Annotated in this window: 11 protein-coding genes and 1 other RNA gene; 3 read left to right on the top strand and 9 right to left on the bottom strand. The window is 36.9% G+C overall.

Translation table 11 applies throughout. From position 1 onward, the window contains the following. Positions 1-49: 49 nt before the first annotated feature. From fsa to ffs, 3 genes are all read right to left on the bottom strand, one after another. A complete protein-coding gene (gene fsa, locus NNL09_RS22855) occupies positions 50-703 on the bottom strand; it encodes a fructose-6-phosphate aldolase (RefSeq protein ID WP_025667947.1) in 654 nt (217 codons plus the stop codon). 160 nt (positions 704-863) lie between these two features. Then, on the bottom strand, positions 864-1,685 hold the full coding sequence (locus NNL09_RS22860) for an SDR family oxidoreductase (RefSeq protein ID WP_025667946.1): 822 nt from the start codon (positions 1,683-1,685) through the stop codon (positions 864-866). 122 nt (positions 1,686-1,807) lie between these two features. Then, positions 1,808-1,906, bottom strand: an RNA gene (gene ffs / locus NNL09_RS22865) — signal recognition particle sRNA small type. Positions 1,907-1,993: 87 nt separating this feature from the next. On the opposite strand from ffs, the gene NNL09_RS22870 reads away from it, so the two are divergent. The 3 genes from NNL09_RS22870 (at position 1,994) to NNL09_RS22880 (ending at position 5,878) form a co-directional block, all read left to right on the top strand. Then, positions 1,994-3,049 (top strand): glutaminyl-peptide cyclotransferase, encoded by a 1,056-nt coding sequence (locus NNL09_RS22870; RefSeq protein ID WP_196911907.1) that lies wholly within the window; start codon positions 1,994-1,996, stop codon positions 3,047-3,049. Between the two features lie 173 nt (positions 3,050-3,222). Continuing rightward, positions 3,223-4,977 carry a DEAD/DEAH box helicase gene (locus tag NNL09_RS22875; RefSeq protein ID WP_196911908.1) on the top strand — a complete coding sequence of 585 codons (1,755 nt, stop codon included), beginning with the start codon at positions 3,223-3,225 and terminating at the stop codon, positions 4,975-4,977. 136 nt (positions 4,978-5,113) lie between these two features. Then, complete coding sequence (locus NNL09_RS22880) at positions 5,114-5,878, top strand: carboxypeptidase-like regulatory domain-containing protein (RefSeq protein ID WP_025667943.1); 765 nt, start codon at positions 5,114-5,116, stop codon at positions 5,876-5,878. A gap of 8 nt (positions 5,879-5,886) precedes the next feature. On the opposite strand, the gene NNL09_RS22885 is transcribed toward NNL09_RS22880, so the two are convergent. From NNL09_RS22885 to NNL09_RS22920, 6 genes are all read right to left on the bottom strand, one after another. Beyond that, positions 5,887-6,252: a VOC family protein gene (locus tag NNL09_RS22885; protein WP_025667942.1), complete on the bottom strand. Its 366-nt coding sequence runs from the start codon at positions 6,250-6,252 to the stop codon at positions 5,887-5,889. 89 nt (positions 6,253-6,341) lie between these two features. After that, positions 6,342-6,998 carry an RNA methyltransferase gene (locus NNL09_RS22890; RefSeq protein WP_196911909.1) on the bottom strand — a complete coding sequence of 219 codons (657 nt, stop codon included), beginning with the start codon at positions 6,996-6,998 and terminating at the stop codon, positions 6,342-6,344. Between the two features lie 1,703 nt (positions 6,999-8,701). After that, a complete protein-coding gene (locus NNL09_RS22895; RefSeq protein WP_025667940.1) occupies positions 8,702-9,517 on the bottom strand; it encodes a mechanosensitive ion channel family protein in 816 nt (271 codons plus the stop codon). 125 nt (positions 9,518-9,642) lie between these two features. Further along, a complete protein-coding gene (locus tag NNL09_RS22900; protein ID WP_196911910.1) occupies positions 9,643-11,613 on the bottom strand; it encodes an OmpA family protein in 1,971 nt (656 codons plus the stop codon). Between the two features lie 86 nt (positions 11,614-11,699). Next, positions 11,700-12,656, bottom strand: coding sequence for a type IX secretion system membrane protein PorP/SprF (locus tag NNL09_RS22905; protein WP_196911911.1), 957 nt, complete (start codon positions 12,654-12,656; stop codon positions 11,700-11,702). Between the two features lie 75 nt (positions 12,657-12,731). Then, positions 12,732-25,907: a choice-of-anchor L domain-containing protein gene (locus NNL09_RS22920; RefSeq protein ID WP_305883696.1), complete on the bottom strand. Its 13,176-nt coding sequence runs from the start codon at positions 25,905-25,907 to the stop codon at positions 12,732-12,734. Positions 25,908-25,965: the final 58 nt, after the last annotated feature.

Genomic DNA, 25,965 nt, shown 5'->3' on the forward strand with positions numbered 1-25,965 from the left:
CACTCGATAGAGCAGCTTTTCTAAAATTTTATATGTTAGGAAAATTACACTAGTTTCCTTTTTTATAATCTGCAAGAAACTTAGCAAGACCAATATCTGTTAATGGATGTTTTAACAATCCTTCTATAGAAGAAAGAGGCCCTGTCATTACATCTGCACCGATCTTAGCACAATCAATTACATGCATTGTATGTCTTACCGAAGCTGCCAAAATTTCTGTATCAAATCCATAATTATCATAAATCAATCTTATTTCTGCAATAAGATTAAGTCCATCTGTAGAAATATCATCCAATCTACCAATAAACGGAGATACATAGGTAGCTCCTGCTTTAGCAGCAAGTAAGGCCTGCCCAGCAGAAAACACCAAAGTACAATTGGTTTTAATTCCTTTATCACTAAAGTATTTGATTGCTTTTACACCATCTTTGATCATAGGTACTTTTACAATAATTTGATCATGAAGTTTAGCCAGTTCTTCTCCTTCTTTAATAATACCATCAAAATCTGTAGAAATTACTTCTGCACTTACATCTCCGGTTACGATTTCACATATCTTTTTATAGTGATTAATTATATTTTCTTTACCAGTGATACCTTCTTTAGCCATCAAAGATGGATTTGTAGTTACTCCATCAAGAACTCCTAAATCTTGTGCTTCCTTAATCTGATCAAGATTTGCAGTATCAATAAAAAATTTCATAGTATTGTTTTTAAAATTGTTGTGTTTAAATTTTGCGCTTTTATAGATCGCGAATATAAAAATAATCGTTGTAGACTAATAAATTCTTTTTGTTAATTAAAAAAATATCTTTCATCTGTCGAATCCATAACGCTTCTATATTTAATTACAGAACTACACATTATAATTTATAATGATTCATCAGCATTTTCTCATACATTCTATCTGGTAATATTCGTTTTAGCACAATAGAAAATTTTTGCATAAATGCTCCTACTTTATAGTGTACTTTTGGTTTTTTGTTTTTTATAATCTTAAAAACTGCTTCGGCCATTTCTAAAGGATCATTACCCGAATCTACATGGCTATCCATTAGTTTTAATGTATCTCCATATGGTTTTTCATATGGAGAATTTTTAATAACGGGAGCATGGTAGCGCCCTGCAGCAATATTGGTTGCAAAATCCCCAGGAGCTACATTAGTCATTCTAATATTGAAATCTTTCAATTCCATTCGCCAGGCTTCGGTAGTCATCTCTAATGCTGCTTTAGAAGCACTATAAATCCCTCTATACGGTAATCCCATATACCCTGCAATAGAAGTGATGTTAATAATTAATCCACTTCCCTGTTTTCGCATTACTGGTAAAACCGCTTTGGTAACATTGATTGGGCCAAAATAATTTGTAGTAAAATTTCTTACTATTTCTTCATTAGGAATTTCTTCTATTGGCCCTGTAATACCAGCTCCGGCATTATTAATTAACACATCTAATCTTCCATGCTTTTGTTCAATGGTCGCAATAGCAGAATTGATACTGTTCGTATCTGCTACATCTAACTCTAAAAGTGTAAAAAACTCAAAATCAGGAAATCGAGATGGATTACGACTAGTACCGTATACAATATATCCTTTTTGTGCCAAAAATATTCCTATTGATTTTCCTATCCCAGAAGACCCTCCTGTAATTAAAACTACAGTATCTTTTTGATTTGTGCTCATAATCGCAAATATACAATTCTGATTAACGATCTACTAATCTCAAAATATAAAATGATGGGAAACAAATGATGGTAATTTAGGTATCAATGGAATTTAAATTACATCAAAAATTAAGGCACAAAAAAAGGCAAGCTACCTACATCACACTGCTACAACCGTCTACCTTTGCTGCGTTCCCGCCCTGGAGGATTCAACAGGAGCTAGTTGTGTAGGACTTGCCGCTGCAAAGATACAATCTTTAGGATATAAAACAATGATTTTTTAAACCCAATTAAAATAAATATCTTGCTTAAAATTTAATTATCACAATGAAGATCCATAACTCCTTCGTCATCATTATTTTAAGCATACTCAGTTTTTCTTGTGGAAGTAATCAAGATAAGCGAAAAAAATATTTTTCTATCAATACCGAGGGTAATAAAACCAAATTTATGCTTGGTGAGACTATAAAAGCAAACATCATAAACGCTCAAAATATAAAAATTGACTCTGTTACTTTTCTTTTAGATAATAAAAAGGTAGCTTCTAAAAAAGATTTCAGTTATGAAGAAAAAATTGATGATGAAAAACTAGGAAATCACATCTTAACGGCTCAAGTTTTTTATGATGGAAATATCGACACTATAACCAAAAAAATCGCTTTTCTTAATAATATATCTCCAAAATTATATTCTTACAAAATTATTGCAGAATACCCTCATGATAAAGAAGCCTTTACCCAGGGATTAGAATTTTTTGGTGATACGTTATATGAAAGTACTGGTAAAAAAGGAATGTCTTCTTTACGGAAACTTGACTATAAAACCGGAGAAATTCTTGTAAAAAAAGATATAGCAAAGGAATATTTTGCAGAAGGGATTACCATTATGAATAATAAAATATTTCAACTAACCTGGACATCTAAAGAAGGATTTATCTATGATCTTACTACCTTAGAGAAAACCGGAAGTTTTGCATATAACCAAAGTAAAGAAGGTTGGGGATTATGTAATAATGGAAATCAGATCTACAAGAGCGATGGTACAGAAAAAATCTGGATACTAGATCCTAACACCCTTGCAGAAAAAGATTATATAGAAGTCACTACAAACAAAGGTGTTAAATCCAGATTTAATGAATTAGAATGGGTTGACGGAAAAATTTATGCTAATACCTGGCAAAAAGATGGAATTGCCATAATTAATCCTAACAGTGGTGCTTTAGAAGCAGTTATTAATCTTAGTGGTCTTCGTAAAAAAGTAATGCAGCATGAAAAACTGGATGTTTTAAATGGTATCGCATATAATGCAAATACCAAACGGTTATTTGTTACTGGTAAAAACTGGGATAAACTTTTTGAAATTGAAGTTATAAAAAAACCATAGTATTTTTTTGAGAAAAAATAATGATACACTAATTAGACATTGATCTTTTTATTCTATTTTTCTGATACTATAAAGATTCATTCTTCAATAAATTTCTGCAACACTATAATAAGTTACTCGTTATTGTAATAGACAGATAATAAACCGTACCTTTGCGGCTTATTTTTAGCTATATGAATAAATTTGAAGCGTTAGGTCTTGGTGAAGCCATTATTAAGGCGGTGAATGATATGGGTTTCGAAACCCCAAGTGAAGTACAGGAAAAGGCAATCCCTATTTTATTAAAGGAAGATACAGATATTGTTGCTTTAGCACAAACTGGTACAGGAAAAACAGCAGCTTTCGGTTTTCCCTTAATCGAAAAAATTGATAGCAGTAGCAGGATTACACAAGGATTAATCCTCTCTCCTACTCGCGAACTTTGTTTACAAATTACTAACGAACTTAAAAACTACTCTAAATATATTCCTGGATTGCACACTGTAGCAATTTATGGTGGAGCAAGTATAACGGATCAGGCAAAACAAATAAAACGTGGTGCCCAAATTGTAGTGGCAACTCCTGGGAGAATGCAGGATATGATCAACCGTAAAATGGTAGACATTACCAATATTAGTTATTGTGTATTAGATGAAGCTGATGAGATGCTAAATATGGGGTTTTATGAAGACATCAATACCATTTTGTCTCATACTCCGGAAGATAAAAATACCTGGCTATTCTCTGCAACAATGCCAAAAGAAGTTTCTACCATTGCAAAACGATTTATGCAAACTCCTATAGAAATTACTGTAGGGCATAAAAATACTGGTTCTAAAAACGTTTCTCATGAATATTATGTAGTAAATTCTCGTGATCGGTATGCTGCTTTGAAACGACTGGCAGATGCAAATCCTGATATCTTTTCTGTAATTTTTTGCCGTACCAAAAGAGATACTCAAAAAGTAGCAGAAAATCTTATTGGTGACGGATATAATGCCGCAGCATTACATGGTGACTTAAGTCAGAATCAACGTGATTTGGTAATGAAAAGCTTTAGAAATCGCCAAATACAGATGTTAGTAGCTACAGATGTAGCTGCACGTGGTATTGATGTAGATGATGTTACTCATGTAATTAATTATCAACTTCCTGATGAGATAGAAACGTACACACATAGAAGCGGAAGAACAGGACGTGCAGGAAAAAGTGGTGTTTCTATGGTTATCGTATCCAAAAGCGAAGTCAGAAAAATTAGATCTGTAGAACGAATCATTAAGAAGAGCTTTGAGAAAAAAGAGATTCCTAGTGGAGAAGAAATATGTCAGGTTCAACTCTTTCACTTAGCTAGTGACATCGGAAAAGCAGAAATAAATCATGAAATCGATAGTTATTTACCATCTATTAATGAAGTTTTAGAAGAGTTTTCTAAAGAAGAATTGATCAAAAAGTTCTTTTCGGTAGAGTTTTCTCGTTTTCATAATTATTACAAAAAATCTAGAGATCTAAATGCTGTAAACGAAAGAGAAGGCAATTCTGGTAGTGATGGCAGTACACGTTACTTTATTAACGTAGGAGAAAAAGATGGATTTGATTGGATGACTTTAAAGGATTTCCTGAAAGAAGTATTAGAGTTAGGAAGTGATTCCTTAAGCCGAGTAGATGTCAAGGAAAGTTTTTCTTTTTTCAACACCAATACCGAACATCAGGAACGAGTTCTTCAGGTTTTTGAAGATTTCAGAATGGAAGGAAGAAAGGTTAATGTAGAAATATCTAAAGATTCTGGTCGTAGAGGAAGACGTCGTCGCGATAATGATGGTGGTTTTAAAGGAAAACGTAGAAGTGATGGATTTAAGCCCAAAGGCAGAAAACGTTTTGATTCAAAAGAAGATAGAGGTAGCGGAGGTAATCGAAAAAGAGATCGTAGAAAACGTAGTGATCGCAGATAAATCAGAGGTTTTGTCCTTTGTATATTCAAAAATTACTTTTTAGTAAATTACTGAATATAAGAACTTAACAAATAAATATGATTTTTGGCGCGATTTTTATGTTATATTATTTAAAATTGAACGTCATATTATATACATGAAGAGAGTATTATTTTACATAGCCCTATTAGCAGGTATAACTACTTATGCTCAGGAGAATGATTCAAGTACTGTATCAGGAAAAGTATTAAATGCTGCTAATGATCAGATACTAGAAAATGTTCATATCGTTAATCTTAGTCAAGTCATAGGAACAATTACTAATGAAAAGGGAGATTTTAATATCCCTGCAAAAGTAAATGACACTCTATATTTCTCTTATATAGGGTACAAACCATTACAGGTTAGAGTAACTAACGATTGGGTTAAGTTTGGAGAAGTTAAGATTAAGATGACCGAGCTGGGAATTGCATTAGAAGAGGTAGTTGTTGCCGATGTACAACTAACAGGCTACCTAGAGATTGATGCTAAAAGAATCCCTGTTTACAATAATTATAGGTATAGTATTTCTGGATTGAATTCTGGTTATGAAGGTGGTAATAAACAACCTGGTGCCGTAAACAAGGTGTTAGGTGCTATCTTTAATCCTGCTGATTTTTTATATAATATATTTAGCAAACGCTCAAAAGAGTTAAGGAAATTACGTAAAATGAAAAAAGACGATGAGATTAGGAACCTTTTGGAGACTAAATTTGATCGTGCTACCTTAATGGCTCTTCTACAAGTAGGGCGGTTAGATATAGATGAGATTTTACGTAATTGCAATTATTCTGTTGATTTTATAAAATTTGCAAATGATCTTCAAATTCTCGATGCCATAAGTGAATGCTATGAGGAATACAAAATATTAGATAGAAAGTAATCTACATATCAACGTAAAGAATGTAATGCAATTCGATTTCCTTCTGAATCTACAAAATACGCCATATATCCATGTTCTTCAGAAATTTGCTTTTTGTCTAAAACTACTTTTCCTCCTGCATCTGCTACCCTACTCATTTCATTAGCAACATTATCACAAGAAAAATACACCAAAACTCCATCTTCACTAGGCTTATAATGTTCTCCAGCATAGATTAATGTTCCTGTAGCAATTCCTGCTTGATTTTGATTAGGGAACCACCCCATTTGTACTCCTTCCATATCATGAAGACTAATTTCTATATCAAAAACTTTTTCATAAAAAGCTTTAGCTCTTTTCATATCTATAACCGGAATTTCGAACCAAGTAACCATAATATTAGATGTTAGATGTTAGATGTTAGATGTTAGATGTTAGATGTTAGATGTTAGATGTTAGATGTTAGATGTTAGATGTTAGAAAGTTACTCATTCTCATGATATCGTGCAATAATTTGTTCATGGCTTTTAATCACTTTCTTTGCCCATTCCATTCGTTTTTCTAATTTTTCCTCTTCAGATAATTGCCAATTGCTATTTGTTTCTTTAAGTTTAGATGTAACATATTGTAATATTATTGCAGCTGAAACCGAAATATTAAGGCTTTCTGTAAATCCAACCATTGGGATATGTAATTTGGCATCTGCCGCTTCAAGAACCTGATCGCTTAACCCTTGCTGTTCTCTTCCAAAGAAAAATGCAGCTGGTTTATTAATATCAAAATCCTGTAAAACTTTAGAATCATCATGCGGGGTAGTCGCAACGATTTGATATCCTTTTTTTTGTAGCGTAGCCAGACATTCTTTGGTAGTAGAATATCGATTAACATCTACCCATTTCTGAGCACCCATTGCAATTTCACGGTCTATACGTTTTGCATTTACCTCTTCAATTACATGTACATTTTGGACTCCAAATACATCACAACTACGTATCACCGCACTTGTGTTATGCAATTGATACACATCTTCGACTGCTACCGTAAAATGATTTGTACGTTGTTCCAAAACTTTTTTATTTAAACCTTGTCGTCTTGGAGTAAGAAATGATTCTAAGTATTCGAGAAGTTTTATATCTATCATAATTGCTAAAATATAAAAACATCGATTATTTTTAATAAAAAAGAGCTGCCTGTTATGATATCAGACAACTCTTTTACAATCTACTTAATTTAACTTAAACATATGCACCATAGCTTTTCTGTATTGTAATATTTATGGCTTATTACAACAAAGCTCTTGTATGTACATAATTCTGATTTAAAAAACACTTAAAATCTGATATCACTTATCAAATTCTATTTTCACAACTAATTACTATTTAATCTTTTTTAGACAAAAAAAACCTCCCGAAATTACCCCTAAAAACGGAAGGTTTAAGTAAACACATTGTCAAAATGTTTCTTACTGACTAATTATTCATATCATAATTAGCCTAATTTTTCTTTTTCATTATTTCTTAATTTATACTTTATTATACTGTTGTTATGTAATTTATAGTCATTGATTTTAGTATTAGCATAGCTATGGCCTAAATAAAATTTGGCGTCATTATACTGTATAGCGTGGTAAATAAACATCAAAAAAGATCTTAACAACTTGTAGCTGTGTACATTAAATTCTAATACAAGATTAACTACAGATAAAGCATTAGTTTTTCTGGTATTATATCGTGTTAAGAAAGTGATAAAAAATGTACGGTAAGTCCGTAAAAAAGATAAAGAATTACTATATTTCACCCTTCGGAAAGAGGAGAAAAACGATATGTATTTTTCCTTAAGGGAAAGAAGCATCCCATCAATTGAAAATCGAAATTGACAATTTCTAGACGCATGAAATAATAGTCTACTCATAATGATTGATTTATTTTAAATTAATCGCTATTCAGACCCTGCTTTTGTTGGCTCGCCAAAGTTTTACAATCGCGGGGTTGTTTTTGTCTTAACCTTAATTTTTAATGATACATATTTTTTATAAAAGAAACTAACATTAAAAATCTACAGTTTTACACATTTATTTATTACTTTTTATTTTAGTACTACGCTCAAAACACCTCCAAAAACAGAGGTTTTTGATTTTATATTATTACTTATTTTTCTCATTAATGCAATTTGACAATAAAAGTGTTCGTTTATTCATAAAAGTATATTATCACTACTTAGATGAAAAACTACATATCCTTTTACAAAACAATATCGAATATAAAACTCAGGGAGGGGTAAGAAAATAAGTTTTTTATCCTGTAATTATTACATTATGTTTTGCTTAAAAACAATACTTAAAGATAGTTACTATTTGTTAAAACCGAACACTGAAACACCACATAATTATTCCGGTTTTACCATAAAAAAATAAATGTCTAATCATATTATCAAAAAAATAAACAAAATTAACATTTTCATCAATCTCCAAAATCACAAATTATTAATTATCAATTACTTACAATAAAAATAGAGCTATGCAAAATGTTATGAATTCATTAAAAAAGTAGGAATATTCCATAAAAAATATAGAAATACAGCTTTTTAACCGATGTATTACGCTTTTTAACTGTTTTTAGATTATTGAAAAAACGTCAATTATGGATAGGTAAACTGTAATTTTTTATCAAGATAAAAGTATAAATTCCATTTTTCAATACTAAAATAGATAATAGGTTTAGGTTATTATATTATCATTCTGACCTCTGATATTTTTAACCTACTAAATTTAAGCAGTTTACAAAAAAAAAATCACTTTCCATAAAAAATAGAAAGTGATTTTTAATTTCAATTTATTTTATACAATTAACTTTCTTTATGAATTTCTACTGAGTGTGGATAAGGAATTTCAATACCTGCATCATCAAGAGCTAGTTTACAGTTTTCTAATGTAGTAAAATACACATCCCAATAATCTTCTGGAGTGCAGTAAGGACGAACAGCCAAATCGACAGAGCTTTCTCCTAATTGGCTAACATTTACAGAAGGCGCAGGATCTTTCATTATCTTAGGGTTTGATGTTAAAACTCCTAGCAATACATCTTTTGCATTTTTTATATTTTCATCATAACCTATACCTATTGTGATATCTACTCTCATCATTCCTTCTGCCGTATAGTTAATGATATTACCATTTGCCATTGCTCCATTAGGAACGATAGCTAACTTATTTTGAGGAGTAGTTAATTTTGTTGTAAAAATTTCAATTTCCTTAACTACACCCAATACGCCTTGTGCCTCTATAACGTCTCCTATTTTGTATGGTCTAAAAATCATAATAAGCACTCCTCCTGCAAAATTAGATAAAGATCCTTGTAGTGCTAAACCAACTGCCAAACCAGCTGCAGCAATTACAGCAGCAAAAGTAGTGACATCGACACCTAATCTTGAAATTACGAGAATGATGAGGAATACTTTTAGGGACCAGGTCAATAAGTTTAATAAAAACTTTTGCAAAGATTCATCATACTTACTTTTAGACATCACCTGTCTAACACTGCTAATTAATTTCTTAATAACCCATGATCCTATAATATAAATAAGGATGGCTGTAATGAGTTTAGGGCCAAATTCTTTTGCCAGTTCAATACCGTAATTGAACCATTCTTGAGCTTTTTCCATTATAATTTGTGTTATTTTGTGTTGAAATATTGCAGTAATAAAAACTATAACTACAACAGATAAAATTTAGGATAGCAAAGGTATATGAAATCAATATCAAAGCCAAAACGTTTTATGTACTATCATTATTGTAGTATAATAAATTCGCTTCTGCGGTTAAGTTGATGTTCATTATCGCTACATGGTACTCCATCTGCACATTTATTAATAAGTGCAGTTTCACCATATCCTCTACCCGTTACGCGAGATCTATCTATCTTTCCTTTTTCTACTATATACTTAATCGTGCTTTTTGCTCTGCGTTCACTTAAATACATATTATAATCATCATCTGCCCTACTGTCTGTATGAGATCTAACATCAATCTTTAAATCGGGGTATTCGTTAAGTGTTGCAATAATTTTTTGTAATTCTATTTCTGCATCTGGCCTTATAAAGGATTTATCTAAATCAAAATATATAATCTCCAGATCTAATAGTTTAGCCAAATCATCACCTGGTTTCACTTCTTTTTCGGCCAATCCGCCTTTGCTAAGTTGCAGAGCTAAGTCATGCTTATGTTCTAATACATTATTTGCCGTAAGAAGCGCTTCTGTAGGGCCATACCCTATCTTATTTGCTCTAACAATATAGGAAGTATCACACTCGAGATCAAACCTATATCTCCCTTTCGAATCTGTAACTGTACGTTGTAATTCGTTATTAGTATCGTCTAATAAAAACACTTCGGCATCTACCAAAACTCCTCTAGAACTTGCATCTGTAACTACTCCTTCAACATATTGGTTACATTTAGTAATTAATTCTTCTGTTTGCTTAAAACTATAGATATCATCATTTCCTTTTCCTCCTGCTCGATTGCTTGAGAAATATCCAATTTTTGTATTTTCATTCAATACAAAGGTAAAATCGTCTTCAGAACTGTTTACTGGTTTCCCTACATTATAAGGTATAGAAAACTCTCCAAATTCCTCGGGAACAGTTACAAAAATATCTAATCCACCTAAACCAATATGTCCATCACTAGCAAAATACAATCGTCCCGAATCACTAACGTATGGAAAAGTTTCTCTTCCTTCGGTATTAATTTTATCTCCCAGATTTTTGGGTTCACCAAAAGTACCATCTTCATGTATATCAATAACATATAAATCAGAAAGTCCCCTACTATCGGGCATATCACTTGCAAAATAAAGTTTAGTTCCATCTGCACTCAATGCAGGGTGGGCTATAGAATATTCATTGCTATTAAAAGATAACTCTTCTATGTTTGTCCATTTATCATTTTCGAGTGTTGCTCTATATATTTTTAGTAATATAGTCCCCTCTACATTAGATCCTAATTTTCTTTTAAGATAATTATTACGAGTGAAATATACTGTTTGTCCATCACTACTAAAAGAAGTAGAAGATTCGTGAAACTTTGTATTTATTTTCCCTTTTAACTTTTTGGGTGTTTGTAAAATCCCATTAGATTCAATAATCGTTGAAGAAAACAAATCCAGAAATGGCATTTCATCCCATTCATGAACAACCTTACTCATTCCACTTCCTCCTCCTCTCGAAGATGCAAATATCAACTCTCCCTGATTATTAAAACTAGGTGCATAATCAGAGTATTTAGAGTTTATACTTAATTTTAATAGTCTAAACTTACCCGACTGCATTTCAATAAATTTTAAATAATCTCTGGTATTCATAAAGAATTCTGCTCTTTGGTCATTACCAGTAATCGTATTAAATTGCTCCATTATCTTATCTGCTTCCTCGTATCGTTGTATACTTTTTAAGCTTTGAGAATATCTAAATAAATATTCGGGATCAATATCATCTGCATACTTAGTAGTTAGTTTTTCATACCAAGGAATTGCATCCTCTAACCGGGCATTAAAATAATAAGAGTCTCCAAGTTTTTTAAACAAATCTGCAGATTCATAGCCACTTTCTGCAACTTGAAGATATATTTTACGGGCATCGACAAAGGCATAACGATTAAAGCTTTCATCAGCTTTAGCCATTCGCTTTTCTTGGGAAAACGCAATCCCCGACAACAATATACTTAAGGAGATATTTATAAAGTATTTGGTAAAATTCATAGTTTTTCGTTTTTATTTAATTCTAAAAACTAGGTTTTAATATGGTTCTAATCATTTTTTTGAAGGCCTAACATCTTAAATAGTTCTTAAAAGAAACGAGGTGTTAGCATTCTATTGTACTTTTTGAAGAGTTCGAATCTGAGAAATACCTCATAACTCCCATCATTAAATTGACTCTGACCTAACTCTGTCGTTTCTCGATCATATGCAAAACCAATCATTAATGCATCAGAGATCTGAAATCCTATAGTACCACTTAAGGCAGCACTCCATCGATAAGCAGCTCCCAATGTTAAACGATCATACAATAAAAAGTTAGCTGAAACATCTACCTGTAATGGAGCGCCAAATACCAGCTTACTCAAAACAGCTGGCTTAAACTTAACATCATCACTCAAATCAAAAACATGACCCGCTATCAAATAATAATTGATACGCTCCTCGGCCAAAAAACTAACAGCATCACTACTACTGGTAGTAGTACTCTCATCAAAATGATCCGTCTCTAATAAATTAGGAGCACTTAATCCTACATAAAATTTATGAGTATGATAATAAACCCCAACTCCAACATTAGGACTAAACTTATTATCTATATTATTCTCAAACAAAGCATCATTGGTATTAAATTGTGATAGCTTTTGAAAATCAACATTTAACAAATGACCTCCGGCTTTTATACCTAAGCTTAACTTACCCGTTTCTGATGTCGGAATCGTATATGAAAAATCAATATCAAAATACGTCTCATCGGTAGGACCAATCTGATCATTAACTATAGACAATCCCAAACCAACTCGCTCATTACCACCAATAGGTGTATTAAGAGTAAGTGTCTGAGTTCGGGGAGCTCCATCTAAACCAACCCATTGACTACGATGAAGACCCATAATACTTAGTACACCTCGACTACCTGCATAGGCAGGGTTTACACTTATCGTGTTATACATATACTGAGTGTACTGAGCATCTTGTTGTGCATAACTGGTAAAAAAAGTAACGCTCAAAAACGCTGTCACAACTATTATCTTTATTTTTTTCATCCGCTCTAATTTAACATTTTTATTTCACCCACGAGCAGATATACTGATACTCATGGGAATCTAAATTTTGATTGATTATCTGTTAATGTATAAGTAACCTGCTTTACTTTTACGTTCACCTGATTCTAAAACATACTCTAAAACATAATAGTAAGTACCTACTGGTAATCGATCTGTTCCTTCTATTGTAGTTCTTCCTTTAGAGATTCCTCTGAAGAATTGATCGTCTCTTCCATAATTTTTAGTTCCATATACTTTAACACCCCAACGGTTATATATCTCTAAAGTATTCTCTAATCTTTCTATTCCACTAATTATAAATACATCATTAACACCATCTCCATTTGGAGACATTCCTGTAAAGACTGTAATACCATCTTCCCCTTCTTCTATTGGCCCGTTAGGTTCTAAATAATCAGGAGTACCATTACCATCTGTATCAAAAGCATCATCTGGGTTTCCATCTCCATTAGAATCTGGATTCTCATCTTCTGTTAAGATTCCATCATTATCATCGTCAGTATCCAAAATATCAGGTGTACCATCACCATCAGTATCTTGAGGGTTATTTGGATCGTCTCCTATTTCAAATTCATTCATCACCCCATCACCATCACAATCACCTGAAGAAACAGCACCAGGATTTGGATCACAAGGATCCAAAGGATCTGTACCATCGTTTTCTTCATCGACATCATTAATTCCATCACCATCTGTATCACTAAGGTTTATCTCCACCAATCCAATTGCAATATTACCTCCGGGATCGGTAGCCACAACATCTATCGTATCCATATCATCAAGTACAGGGAATACTCCGCTATCAGGAATAGCTGTATCTGGGTCAATACTCCAATTACCAGTAGTATCAGTGGTTACAGTATACGTAACTTCTGGTATACCATCTCCGTCTTCGTCTACCGTAATGGTTAACGTTTCATTAGGCTCTCCAGTACCAGTTAAAGTAGGTGTAATATCATCCGTGGTAAAACTATCTACCGATATTGTGGTAATATCAATAGTTACTACTCCTGATCCGCTGTTGCCTGCAGTATCAGTAGCCACTACATCTAAAGTATCATTATCGGTTAGTACTGGTAAACTACCACTATCTGGTACAGCAACTCCGGTATCAATACTCCAGTCTCCTGATGCATCTGTCGTTACGGTATAGGTAACTTCTGGAGTACCATCGCCATTCTCATCTACTGTAATGGTTAAAATCTCATTTGCTTCTCCGGTTCCGGTTAAAGTAGGTGTAATATCATTAGTTGTAAACGTATCTGCTGTAGGAGCCGCAAGATCAATAGTCACTACTCCAGCTCCACTATTTCCTCCAGCATCGGTAGCTACTACATCTAAGGTATCATCATCGGTTAATGGTGGTAGGAATCCGCTCGTAGGAACAACAACTCCAGTATCAATACTCCAGTCTCCTGATGCATCTGTCGTTACGGTATAAGTAACTTCCGGAGTACCATCTCCGTTCTCATCTACTGTAATGGTTAGCGTTTCATTCGCTTCTCCGGTTCCGGTTAAAGTAGGTGTAATATCATTTGTTGTAAACGTATCTGCAGTTGGTGCAGTCGTATCAATAGTCACTACTCCAGCTCCGCTGTTGCCTCCTGCATCGGTAGCTACTACATCTAAGGTATCATTATCGGTTAGTACTGGTAAACTACCACTATCTGGTACTGCAACTCCGGTATCAATACTCCAGTCTCCTGAAGCATCTGTGGTTACGGTATAAGTAACTTCCGGAGTACCATCACCGTTTTCATCTACTGTAATGGTTAACGTTTCATTTGCTTCTCCTGTACCGGTTAAAGTCGGGGTAATATCATTTGTTGTAAAGGTATCTGCAGTTGGTGCAGTCGTATCAATAGTTACTACTCCTGATCCGCTGTTGCCTCCTGCATCGGTAGCCACAACATCTAAGGTATCATTATCGGTTAACACTGGTAAACTACCACTTGTAGGTACAGCAACTCCAGTATCAATACTCCAATCCCCAGCTGCATCTGTGGTCACGGTATAAGTAACTTCCGGAGTACCATCGCCGTTTTCATCTACTGTAATGGTTAACGTTTCATTCGCCTCTCCTGTACCAGTTAAAGTCGGAGTAATATCATTGGTCGTAAACGTATCTACTGTAGGAGCCGTAAGATCAATAGTTACTACTCCTGACCCACTATTCCCTCCTGCATCAGTAGCCACAACATCTAAGGTATCATTATCGGTTAGTACTGGTAAACTACCACTTGTAGGTACAGTAACTCCAGTATCAATACTCCAGTCTCCTGATGCATCTGTCGTTACGGTATAAGTAACTTCCGGAGTACCATCCCCGTTTTCATCTACTGTAATGGTCAAGGTTTCATTTGCTTCTCCTGTACCGGTTAAAGTCGGGGTAATATCATTTGTTGTAAACGTATCTGCAGTTGGTGCAGTTGTGTCAATAGTCACTACTCCAGCTCCACTATTTCCTCCTGCATCGGTAGCCACAACATCTAAAGTATCATTATCTGTTAGTACTGGTAAACTACCACTATCTGGTACAGCAACTCCGGTATCAATACTCCAGTCTCCCAATGCATCTGTGGTTACGGTATAAGTAACTTCTGGAGTACCATCGCCGTTTTCATCTACTGTAATGGTTAGCGTTTCATTCGCTTCTCCAGTACCAGTTAAAGTCGGGGTAATATCATTAGTCGTAAACGTATCTGCTGTAGGAGCAGTAAGATCAATAGTTACTACTCCAGCTCCAATGTTGCCTCCAGCATCGGTAGCCACAACATCTAAGGTATCATCATCGGTTAATGGTGGTAGGAATCCGCTCGTAGGAACAACAACTCCAGTATCAATACTCCAGTCTCCTGATGCATCTGTGGTTACGGTATAAGTAACCTCTGGAGTACCATCGCCGTTTTCATCTACTGTAATCGTTAACGTTTCATTCGCTTCTCCGGTTCCGGTTAAAGTAGGTGTAATATCATTGGTAGTAAATGTATCTGCAGTTGGTGCAGTCGTATCAATAGTCACTACTCCTGACCCGCTGTTGCCTCCTGCATCGGTAGCCACAACATCTAAAGTATCATTATCGGTTAGTACTGGTAAACTACCACTTGTAGGTACAGCAACTCCGGTATCAATACTCCAGTCTCCAGAAGCATCTGTCGTTACGGTATAAGTAACTTCTGGAGTACCATCGCCGTTTTCATCTACTGTAATCGTTAACGTTTCATTCGCTTCTCCTGTTCCCGTTAAAGTCGGGGTAATATCATTGGTAGTAAATGTATCTGCTGTTGGTGCAGTCGTGTCAATAGTTACTACTCCAGCTCCGCTGTTGCCTCCTGCATCGGTAGCTACTACATCTAAGGTATCATTATCGGTTAGTACTGGTAAACTACCACTATCTGGTACTGCAACTCCGGTATCAATACTCCAGTCTCCAGAAGCATCTGTGGTTACGGTATAAGTAACCTCTGGAGTACCATCGCCGTTTTCATCTACTGTAATGGTTAACGTTTCATTCGCTTCTCCGGTTCCGGTTAAAGTAGGTGTAATATCATTGGTAGTAAATGTATCTGCAGTTGGTGCAGTCGTATCAATAGTCACTACTCCTGACCCGCTGTTGCCTCCTGCATCGGTAGCCACAACATCTAAGGTATCATTATCGGTTAGTACTGGTAAACTACCACTTGTAGGTACAGCAACTCCAGTATCAATACTCCAGTCTCCTGATGCATCTGTAGTAACTGTATAAGTAACCTCTGGAGTACCATCGCCGTTTTCATCTACTGTAACGGTTAACGTTTCATTCGCTTCTCCGGTTCCGGTTAAAGTAGGTGTAATATCATTGGTAGTAAATGTATCTGCAGTTGGTGCAGTCGTGTCAATCGTTACTACTCCAGCTCCGCTGTTGCCTCCTGCATCGGTAGCTACTACATCTAAGGTATCATTATCGGTTAGTACTGGTAAACTACCACTATCTGGTACTGCAACTCCGGTATCAATACTCCAGTCTCCTGAAGCATCTGTGGTTACGGTATAGGTAACTTCCGGAGTACCATCGCCATTCTCATCTACTGTAATGGTTAAGGTCTCATTCGCTTCTCCTGTTCCCGTTAAAGTCGGGGTAATATCATTTGTTGTAAACGTATCTGCAGTTGGTGCAGTTGTGTCAATAGTCACTACTCCAGCTCCACTATTTCCTCCTGCATCGGTAGCCACAACATCTAAAGTATCATTATCGGTTAGTACTGGTAAACTACCACTTGTAGGTACAGCAACTCCAGTATCAATACTCCAGTCTCCTGATGCATCTGTAGTAACTGTATAAGTAACCTCTGGAGTACCATCGCCGTTTTCATCTACTGTAATGGTTAACGTTTCATTCGCTTCTCCGGTTCCGGTTAAAGTCGGTGTAATATCATTAGTTGTAAAGGTATCTGCAGTTGGTGCAGTCGTATCAATAGTCACTACTCCTGACCCGCTGTTGCCTCCTGCATCGGTAGCCACAACATCTAAGGTATCATTATCGGTTAGTACTGGTAAACTACCACTATCTGGTACTACAACTCCGGTATCAATACTCCAGTCTCCGGCTGCATCTGTCGTTACGGTATAGGTAACTTCCGGAGTACCATCGCCATTTTCATCTACTGTAATGGTTAACGTTTCATTCGCTTCTCCGGTTCCCGTTAAAGTCGGTGTAATATCATTTGTCGTAAACGTATCTGCTGTTGGTGCAGTCGTATCAATAGTTACTACTCCAGCTCCACTGTTGCCTCCTGCATCAGTAGCCACTACATCTAAGGTATCATCATCGGTTAATACTGGTAAACTACCACTATCTGGTACTGCAACCCCAGTATCAATACTCCAGTCTCCTGATGCATCCGTGGTTACGGTATAAGTAACTTCTGGGGTACCATCGCCGTTTTCATCTACTGTAATCGTTAACGTTTCATTCGCTTCTCCTGTTCCCGTTAAAGTCGGGGTAATATCATTTGTTGTAAACGTATCTGCAGTTGGTGCAGTTGTGTCAATAGTCACTACTCCAGCTCCACTATTTCCTCCTGCATCGGTAGCCACAACATCTAAAGTATCATTATCGGTTAGTACTGGTAAACTACCACTTGTAGGTACTGCAACTCCAGTATCAATACTCCAGTCTCCTGATGCATCTGTAGTAACTGTATAAGTAACCTCTGGAGTACCATCGCCGTTTTCATCTACTGTAACGGTTAACGTTTCATTCGCTTCTCCGGTTCCGGTTAAAGTAGGTGTAATATCATTAGTTGTAAACGTATCTGCTGTAGGAGCCGCAAGATCAATAGTTACTACTCCAGCTCCGCTGTTGCCTCCTGCATCGGTAGCTACTACATCTAAGGTATCATTATCGGTTAGTACTGGTAAACTACCACTATCTGGTACTGCAACTCCGGTATCAATACTCCAGTCTCCTGAAGCATCTGTGGTTACGGTATAGGTAACTTCCGGAGTACCATCGCCATTCTCATCTACTGTAATGGTTAAGGTCTCATTTGCTTCTCCGGTTCCAGTTAAAGTCGGCGTAATATCATTAGTCGTAAACGTATCTGCTGTAGGAGCCGTAAGATCAATCGTTACTACTCCAGCTCCACTGTTGCCTCCAGCATCAGTAGCTACTACATCTAAAGTATCATTATCAGTTAGTACTGGTAAACTACCACTATCTGGTACGGCAACTCCAGTATCAATACTCCAGTCTCCCGATGCATCTGTCGTTACGGTATAAGTAACTTCTGGAGTACCATCGCCGTTCTCATCTACTGTAATGGTTAAGGTCTCATTTGCTTCTCCGGTTCCCGTTAAAGTCGGGGTAATATCATTAGTCGTAAAGGTATCTGCAGTTGGTGCAGTCGTATCAATAGTTACTACTCCTGATCCGCTGTTCCCTCCTGCATCGGTAGCCACAACATCTAAAGTATCATTATCGGTTAGTACTGGTAAACTACCACTATCTGGTACTGCAACTCCGGTATCAATACTCCAGTCTCCAGTTGCATCTGTGGTTACAGTATAAGTAACTTCTGGAGTACCATCTCCGTTTTCATCTACTGTAATGGTTAACGTTTCATTCGCTTCTCCTGTACCCGTTAAAGTCGGTGTAATATCATTGGTTATAAACGTATCTGCAGTTGGTGCAGTCGTATCAATAGTTACTACTCCTGATCCGCTGTTGCCTCCAGCATCGGTAGCCACAACATCTAAGGTATCATTATCGGTTAGTACTGGTAAACTACCACTATCTGGTACAGCAACTCCAGTATCAATACTCCAATCCCCAGCTGCATCTGTCGTTACGGTATAAGTAACTTCTGGAGTACCATCCCCGTTTTCATCTACTGTAATGGTTAAGGTCTCATTTGCTTCTCCTGTTCCTGTTAAAGTAGGTGTAATATCATTGGTAGTAAATGTATCTGCAGTTGGTGCAGTCGTATCAATAGTTACTACTCCTGATCCGCTGTTCCCTCCTGCATCGGTAGCCACTACATCTAAGGTATCATCATCGGTTAGTACTGGTAAACTACCACTTGTAGGTACTGCAACTCCAGTATCAATACTCCAGTCTCCGGCTGCATCTGTCGTTACGGTATAGGTAACTTCCGGAGTACCATCGCCATTTTCATCTACTGTAATGGTTAACGTTTCATTCGCTTCTCCGGTTCCCGTTAAAGTCGGTGTAATATCATTTGTCGTAAACGTATCTGCTGTTGATGCAGTCGTATCAATAGTTACTACTCCAGCTCCACTGTTGCCTCCTGCATCAGTAGCCACTACATCTAAGGTATCATCATCAGTTAGTACTGGTAAACTACCACTATCTGGTACTGCAACCCCAGTATCAATACTCCAGTCTCCTGATGCATCCGTGGTTACGGTATAAGTAACTTCTGGGGTACCATCGCCGTTTTCATCTACTGTAATCGTTAACGTTTCATTCGCTTCTCCGGTTCCAGTTAAAGTCGGGGTAATATCATTTGTTGTAAACGTATCTGCAGTTGGTGCAGTTGTGTCAATAGTCACTACTCCAGCTCCACTATTTCCTCCTGCATCGGTAGCCACAACATCTAAAGTATCATTATCTGTTAGTACTGGTAAACTACCACTATCTGGTACAGCAACTCCGGTATCAATACTCCAGTCTCCCAATGCATCTGTGGTTACGGTATAAGTAACTTCTGGAGTACCATCGCCGTTTTCATCTACTGTAATGGTTAGCGTTTCATTCGCTTCTCCAGTACCAGTTAAAGTCGGGGTAATATCATTAGTCGTAAACGTATCTGCTGTAGGAGCAGTAAGATCAATAGTTACTACTCCAGCTCCAATGTTGCCTCCAGCATCGGTAGCCACAACATCTAAGGTATCATCATCGGTTAATGGTGGTAGGAATCCGCTCGTAGGAACAACAACTCCAGTATCAATACTCCAGTCTCCTGATGCATCTGTGGTTACGGTATAAGTAACCTCTGGAGTACCATCGCCGTTTTCATCTACTGTAATGGTTAACGTTTCATTCGCTTCTCCGGTTCCGGTTAAAGTAGGTGTAATATCATTGGTAGTAAATGTATCTGCAGTTGGTGCAGTCGTATCAATAGTCACTACTCCTGACCCGCTGTTGCCTCCTGCATCGGTAGCCACAACATCTAAAGTATCATTATCGGTTAGTACTGGTAAACTACCACTTGTAGGTACAGCAACTCCGGTATCAATACTCCAGTCTCCAGAAGCATCTGTCGTTACGGTATAAGTAACTTCTGGAGTACCATCGCCGTTTTCATCTACTGTAATCGTTAACGTTTCATTCGCTTCTCCTGTTCCCGTTAAAGTCGGGGTAATATCATTTGTTGTAAACGTATCTGCAGTTGGTGCAGTTGTGTCAATAGTCACTACTCCAGCTCCACTATTTCCTCCTGCATCGGTAGCCACAACATCTAAAGTATCATTATCGGTTAGTACTGGTAAACTACCACTTGTAGGTACAGCAACTCCAGTATCAATACTCCAGTCTCCTGATGCATCTGTAGTAACTGTATAAGTAACCTCTGGAGTACCATCGCCGTTTTCATCTACTGTAACGGTTAACGTTTCATTCGCTTCTCCGGTTCCGGTTAAAGTAGGTGTAATATCATTGGTAGTAAATGTATCTGCAGTTGGTGCAGTTGTGTCAATAGTTACTACTCCAGCTCCGCTGTTGCCTCCTGCATCGGTAGCTACTACATCTAAGGTATCATTATCGGTTAGTACTGGTAAACTACCACTATCTGGTACTGCAACTCCGGTATCAATACTCCAGTCTCCTGAAGCATCTGTGGTTACGGTATAAGTAACCTCTGGAGTACCATCACCGTTTTCATCTACTGTAATCGTTAACGTTTCATTCGCTTCTCCTGTTCCTGTTAAAGTAGGTGTAATATCATTGGTCGTAAACGTATCTGCTGTTGGTGCAGTCGTATCAATCGTTACTACTCCTGATCCACTATTTCCTCCTGCATCTGTAGCCGCTACATCTAAGGTATCATCATCGGTTAACACTGGTAAACTACCACTATCTGGTACTGCAACCCCAGTATCAATACTCCAGTCTCCTGATGCATCTGTGGTTACGGTATAAGTAACTTCCGGAGTACCATCGCCGTTTTCATCTACTGTAATGGTTAACGTTTCATTCGCTTCTCCTGTACCGGTTAAAGTCGGAGTAATATCATTTGTTGTAAACGTATCTGCAGTTGGTGCAGTCGTATCAATCGTTACTACTCCAGCTCCGCTGTTGCCTCCTGCATCGGTAGCCACAACATCTAAAGTATCATTATCGGTTAACACTGGTAAACTACCACTATCTGGTACTGCAACTCCAGTATCAATACTCCAATCCCCAGCTGCATCCGTGGTTACTATATAGGTAACTTCCGGAGTACCATCACCGTTTTCATCTACTGTAATGGTTAACGTTTCATTCGCTTCTCCGGTTCCTGTTAAGGTCGGGGTAATATCATTCGTTGTAAATGTATCTGCTGTAGGAGCCGTAAGATCAATCGTTACTACTCCAGCTCCACTATTTCCTCCTGCATCTGTAGCCACTACATCTAAGGTATCATTATCAGTTAATACTGGTAAACTACCACTATCTGGTACAGCAACTCCGGTATCAATACTCCAGTCTCCAGAAGCAGCTGTCGTTACGGTATAGGTAACTTCTGGAGTACCATCCCCGTTTTCATCTACTGTAATGGTTAAGGTCTCATTTGCTTCTCCGGTTCCGGTTAAAGTAGGTGTAATATCATTAGTCGTAAACGTATCTGCAGTTGGAGCAGTAGTGTCAATAGTTAAAGTCGCAGAATTAGAGGTAGTAGACGAACAAATGTAAGAACTATCTGTTATAATCACTTGATATACATATCCATCTTCAGTTGCAGTTGCTCCTGTTAATGTTAATATTGCAGTATCACTACCTGTATAAATATCTACGACATTGGCCGGGTCAATGGTGACAAAACCGCCACCACTTTGATCATCAACCTGCCATTGATATGCATAATAATTTATATCTGGTTCTACTTCAAATGTAACAGAACCTACTCCATTAGTTATTATATTAACTGGTTGTGTAGTTATAGTTGGTACCGCTCCGGCTTGTTGAAAATCAAACTGTGTATTATTTGTTGGTGCTATACCATCTGCATTCGCAGGAGTGGTATACGCTGCAGCCACCACTACTCCATTTGTATTTACTGTACCTGCTCCAACTGTTAATGGTTCTGCTGCAGTGTTAGAAGGATTATACACTCCGCCATCACCTCCATCAGCATTTGCATCGGCATAAGCTTCATTGGCATCGCTACAACCATCTCCATCACTATCTAGTGTTATATAATCCAGACTACCATTACTACCTGTATCTGTTGGAGTATTTCCTGCTCCGCCATTGGCAAAAGAAGGGACTCCGTTAGTAGCCATATTATTTGTATTGTTATTATCATCATTATGTCTACCTTCTTGTCCTACAGCGCCACTAAGAGTTCCCCCAGCTTCAATAACATCATAAATCCCATCGTTATCACTGTCTAAATCTAAATAGTCTCCAATGCTATCGTTATCTGTATCAATAATCCAACAAATAACTACTAATCCATTTCCTCCAGGGTTAGAAGCTAAAGTTCCCGCAGTTCCAACTCCAGCAATATACCCAGAATCATTTGTGTTAGGCGGTGTTGAAGTTCCATCCGGAGTGAATAATAGTTTAGAATTTATAGCTGAAGCAGCAACAAAACCACTTCCTCCATTTGCAGCGGCTATAGTATTACCACATGTTCCATATACACCCGAGTAATTAGGACTCAGAGTTGATGTTCGATTTCCTCCCTGATAACCACCACCTCCTCCAGAGAAATGTGCAGTTGTTGGAGAAGGAGTACAACCTGTTCCTAAAATATTATCAGAAGAACCTCTCATAGAAGATTCTCCACCAGAACTTGGGCTATTACCATTATTCCCTATTGCTCCAATATCCGGAACTCCTCCACTATTTTCATATCCACCGCCACCGCCAGCAACGATTAATGCTCTAGCCATATCTGTTTCTAAAACACTCGTATTTCCAGTAAAAATACCTGATAATCCTCCACCTTGATCATGTCCGGAAACAGAGCCAAAACCATAAACTGCTAAAGGGCTGTTTTCATCCGGCCTTCCTGTCTGGTTTCCTCCACTTCCTACTATTACTGAAAATTGTGTACCTGGTATAACCACTGTATTATCAAAAGTTGCTTCCGTATACCCTCCTGCCCCTGCATAGCCACCTGAACCAACTATTTCATGGCCTCCACCGGCTCCCCAAGCTTTAACAATCATACCTATAGCATTTGCAGGTACAGTTACCACTTGATCACTTCCTATGTAAGTAAGTGTTGTACATTCTTGTTCAACTGTATCCAAAATTCCATCATTATCATTATCCAAATCAACACCATCCTGAACACCATCATTATCTGTATCGATGAAAGTAAAAGTAGTCACTGTAGGATCATCTGGATCATTATCTCCATCTGGATCTACATTAGTAGCGTTATCAGGATCATCTGAAGTATCTGTTTCTAAATTTCCATTAACATCTACACTATTTACTGTTGCGCTATTACTATAACTACCTGTATTAATATCTGCCTGAAGAAGTGTATATGTCCCTGTAAAAGTTGTATTATCGGTTGCCCCTGAAGCTAAACTCGCAATTGGAGTACCACTAACAGTTATCCCCGAATCTATAATTGTCACATTGGTTAATGTTGTTCCTCCAGTATTAGTTATTGTAAAGACATAAGTGATTGTATCACCTGCATCCATAACACCATTTGTATTTGTATCTACATAAGTGTCTATCTTTAAAAGTGAAATATCTATCCATTCTCTCCAGTTAGATTCTCCTCCCGGGCTATCAGTATTAGGAAAAGGATTGGTCGCTGTTTGACCGCCATTTGTAGGGTCTAAATTGGCATCATCTACATCAAAGTTATCATCCAAACCATCATTATCAGCATCTGATGCTGCTGGTACAGTATCTGCAATACCATCATCATTAGTATCATATGCTTCAATAGTATCACTTTCATTATCACCGTCTGAATCTAAATCCAGATAATCTGGTACCGTATCACTATTAGGAGTACCTGTATCTGTGTTTATTGGTATTAGCGGAAATCCTCCAGAATTTATATCATAACGATCATCAATACCATCTGAATCTGCATCGTTTAGTAAAGGGGCTAGATACCCTGTAGTTGTCTGTGCTTCAATATTATCTACTATTCCATCGTCATCTGCATCAATATCAAGATAATTATCATTACCAGAACCATCACTATTAGGAGTAGGAAGTGGTGTTCCCGTTGTAACCTCTCCTGCTCCACTACCACTATCTATATTATCAACAGTATCTGCTAATCCATCTCCATCTACATCAGTAGGTACTCCTGTACCGATAACACCATCATTATCTGGATCAGTCCCTCCTGCTTCTATAACATCTAGGATACCATCGTTATCACTATCCAAATCTAAATGGTTGGAAATACCATCTCCATCAAAATCAAATTGAGTTTCCACAGCTCCATCTACATTTCCAATTGTAAAATTATTATCATTATCATCAAGATATGCCGGTATGCCATCTCCATCAACATCCAAATTAGGTTCACCTGCTGCTCCTGATTCATCTATATCTAAAATACCATCATCATCATCATCAGGATCTCTGGCATCAGAAAGGCCATCTCCATCAGAATCTCTATCTCCAGATATTGTACTTATAAAAACTCCAGAATCTAATGTAGGATCACCTGTATCTGCAATTGCCATTTTAAATCGATACGTATTTCCTGGCAGTAACCCAGAAAGTACTCCTGTTAATTGTTGTGTTATACCGTTATATTCTGTAAATATTGTAAAAGGTCCAGGATTAGTATTACAGGCAGCAGCCGATGTGTCATGTCCATTATTAATATAAAAAGCAGAGTTTGTTAAATCTTCTGTAGCGGCATCATCATTACATCCTACAAATCCTGCATTTATCGTATTCACCGCAACAGGGCTTGTTGTTCCCGGCACTAAAGCTATATTCTGAGTACCAGTTATCCCGGGACCAGAAATAAAAAATCCAAAAATATCATTGAATACACTTCCCACATAATCTGGAAATTCATCAGATCCAAATTGATACACTACTTTTAAATCTGTAAATCCAGGTTCTAAAACTACATCAAATGAAAAGACAACCACGTCATGTACCGCAGTTGCATCTATTGCAGTAATATCCGGATCGCTATAAACACCACCAGGAGCAAGTGGTAGTGCATCAATACTTGCCTGCACTCCAGAATTATTAGGCCATGCCGCATTACCATTACTTCCAAATGCCTGAGTAGCACTACCAGTAGACATTAAAACCCCTCCATCTAAAGAAAGATTAGCTCCTGCTGTACCATTAGAAAATGTTGCTAATTGCGAAGCTCTGTTTCCATTTTCGAGAGTGGCATTAGATAATCCTACTCCATCACCATCTAATACACTTAACATAGCCGCATCGGTAGGGTTACCTACAAAAGTTGCCTGAGAATAGGAAAAATTACTTACTATCAAAAAAAGACCCAATACCAGTACGGTTCTTTTTTGATTGATGTTTTTGGTCTGAAAAAAAGTAAAAATTTTCATAGGCTAGTTATAGTAAATTGGTTGTGTTATTGTTTTGGAACGATTTAAAGGAATTAGT

This window comes from Aquimarina sp. EL_43, from assembly GCF_943422735.1.
Classification (GTDB): domain Bacteria; phylum Bacteroidota; class Bacteroidia; order Flavobacteriales; family Flavobacteriaceae; genus Aquimarina; species Aquimarina megaterium.